1 protein-coding gene and 1 pseudogene are annotated in these 3,195 nt (G+C 58.7%); both read right to left on the bottom strand.

All coding sequences use genetic code 11. The features are described from left to right. Positions 1–910: pseudogene (locus AC1D1Z_RS35600) on the bottom strand (helicase); the annotation flags it as partial. Between the two features lie 10 nt (positions 911–920). Next, the gene (locus AC1D1Z_RS35595; protein ID WP_477700432.1) at positions 921–2,855 is read right to left on the bottom strand and encodes a UvrD-helicase domain-containing protein; all 1,935 of its coding nucleotides are present in this window, start codon (positions 2,853–2,855) and stop codon (positions 921–923) included. Positions 2,856–3,195 lie beyond the last annotated feature (340 nt).

Here is a 3,195-nt window from a genome sequence, read left to right as displayed (position 1 = left end):
TCCGATGCCCTGCAGACGTCGTGCCCGGGACTCGCCGAAGTGGCAACCATGCTGTCCGAATTTGCTCGACGCGATCCCCGTTTGATGGCGCCCAATCTGCCGCCACGCCATGCCCGACGGCAAACTCATGCACGTCTCGGTAGAGAAGTGCGTTCGAACGAGCGTCGTCGTCTGCCTCTTGTTCAATGTCAACAGCCGGTCGAGGTCGGATGCCCCCGCGGCCCTCAGTCAAAGCAGTAATCACCAGCTCTGCCTGGAATAGGCATCGCGCATCCCGACCACTCGCGCCGCGTTCGTCGAACTGCTCGTTGATGAGCGTAACGGTGTACATGTCCTGTACGGAACCGACCCGGCACTTCACGTGCAAGGACAATCGTGAATCCTCGACTTCAGTCCCGTCGCTGATACGCTGGAATCTGCTCAACCGCCTGACTCCAGAGGCAGCCGTAGGGGGAAGCTCGATCTTGTAGCCAACCGGAAGGCGCTTCCATTCGCGTCGTGAACTCGAGGTAGATGACTCGCTGGCTGCCCCGGCCTTGTTGGCAGCCGTCTCTCCTTCTTGTCCTGCGCTATCAGACGGACTGACGTCGAGCGGCTCATAGCGAGCAGTATCACCGAGCGTCACAAGGACAGTCGCGCCTTTCTCGACCGCGAACGTGAGGCCAATCGAGCAGGGTCGAATCGCCCGGTAACCAGGCACCGCAGATTCTTCGCCAGCCTCGGCGTCCCCCTGGCCACCAAGCTCTCCATCATCATCGGCCCCATCGACTGGGGCGTCCTGCGGCCAAAGGATGCCAGTGAGATATGTATCTGCCGGTGCCGACTGGAGTACTTCGTCGGCCACAAGTGGGCCAACCAGAAGTGCTCCGGCCAATTGCACCAACGACTGTCTGGTTTCTTCGAGCGTCATTTCATTGTCCCTAGCGCTTCCAGAGCTTGAAGTCTCCCGTACCGAACAAGGTCACTCCGAGCCAGATAAGGCTCGAACGCCAAGGGTCTGGGATAGCACGATGCTCGTCACGAGTTGATGTCAGCGTGACAACCTCCCCAACGCGGAGGTTGTAGATGTTTTTGGGCATCCCGTAACCCCGATTCCACAGCACATTCAGCAGATCCTCCGTCAGCTGCCAAGCGGTCCGGCCCAGCACCAGTCCGTCCAGTTCACCACCCTGCAGTACTAGCTCGTAACGGGCATCCCTGTGCCTTCCTGACTCCGGGACGGCAGTCGCGCGCCGAAGTGCCACCTTATATCCCCGCAATGCAGATGCTTGCCGAAGCAGCGTCTGCTGCACTTCGTGGACTTTCGCCTCACCGCCGAGGATTTCCTCGTCCACAAAGCTCGTCGCATCGATATCGCCCCGCAGCCCGATCTGGAGGTTCAGCATTTTTCCCCAGCCGACCTGTCTGGACCTTCCGTGAAGAAAGGACGTGTCGTTGAGCGCCCTGTAGATGCTCTCCGCAGGCAGGCGCCGGATCTGAAGCCCGGCGCGGGTAATGGCCACGAAGCCAATATTGGCCTCTTCGAGTGGATCGGCCGGCGAATCGTCGTCTTTGCGCGGTCGCGACTCGAGCAACTCGACGTTGTCGAACTCCATGCCCTTGGCTTGATGGATGGTGGTCACCAGCACCTGCGTTGCGGCCTGATTCTCGTCATCCGGAAATGAATCGGGCCATTCGAGGCGCTGACGAACGTCCCCCATATCAATCGAAGCTGCCGTGTCCGACTGTCCCGCTGCGTGCGCAAGTCTTCGCCAAGCCTGCTCAACGCTTGGTATTGCGATCACGGCACGTACGGAAATATCAAGGTTAGCCTCCGCATGTGCATGCAGCATCGGAAACACTGTCCGCGCGATGGTAGGCAACTTATATTGGGAGAGAAGTGCAGCAATCCACGCTGGCGCATGGACACCGTCGCCGGAGAGTTTGAGACGAAAATTCACCGCAGGGAGGCCCTCCGCCTGACCAAGAAGCATTGTGGCGACTCTCATCGCTTCGCCATTTGTCCGCGTCAGGATCGCAACTGAGCCTTGCGGCAGATGCGACATCCACTCGGAATCAATCCGTTCTCCCGTCGGCGATACAGGCAGTCGATCGAGCAAGTCTCGCATGGCTTTCAGTTTTCTTGCCGGATCGAGCAAGTTGCTACGCAAGATTTTTCGCATGCTTCCAGCGAGAGTTGCCAGCTGCTCGGTGGATCTGTAGTTCTTCTCCAGACTGATCTCGATCAGCCCAATACCCATGCGCTTCTTCAGGTCCTCCCAGGGGTCTGTCGGCGGTGCGCCATCCTGGACTCTCTCCGCAAATCGGAATATCGCCTGCGCTGGATCCCCCAGCACCGTGAATCCGATCTTTGTCTTCCCACCACCGTTCAGCCTGCTAAGTAGTTCAGTCACCATTCTGGCGCGCACGCCAGGCAGATCCTGAAATTCGTCAACGATCACATGGCGCACGCTCTCCAGCCGGCTTGCCAGGGCATCATCGGCAGGGTCTGCCAGTCGTTCGGAGACCTCCGCAATAGTTTCGTCATGCGTTCTTCGCAGCAATTCAGCGGGAAGCGAGCCTGACTGCCGAAGCATGCGGAATGCCCAGGAGTCGAATGTCCGGATGGAAAGATGCCTCAGGTCCTCAAGCAATGCCTCGTCTTTCAGATCGAGATTCTTGATTCGCCGCGTCAGAGTCGCCACCGCGCTGCGCGAAAAACTCAAAACCAAGATCTGCGAGGGATGTAAGCCCGAGCGAAGTAGATGCACCAAACGCATCGAGGCGACCTGGGTCTTGCCGGTGCCTGGGCCCGCGACCACGAGAAGCCAATCATCAGGAGACGCCTCTATGACCGAGCGCTGCTGCGCGCTCAAGGCGACAGTGAGAACGGGAACCCTCCCGGGGCCATCAGGCACCCTCGACATCTTTTACTCTGGCCATCGCCGCTCTCATTGCCGACTGCAGAGCGAACGGACTCGGAGGGGACATCCAAGGCTCAGCCCCAAGATCACACACCTACAAAAATCGGTCCCTCTCTTCATCTACGACCTCCAGCGTTTGTAACATTATGCAGCCGTAGTCTGCGGAGGCTCTCCAGGACATGCGGCGTGGGTTCGGTGCTCATGATTTTCTTTCCTGGCCGGCCTCATACCCGCCAGAAGTTCCTTGTTGGACATCTTTTCCGATGGTCTGGAATGTGTCCATCCTCTATTT

It is taken from the genome of Rhizobium sp. P1_E1 (assembly GCF_056406015.1).
The sequence above is the reverse complement of the archived record's forward strand: the minus strand, read 5'-3'. Positions and strand labels throughout refer to the sequence as shown.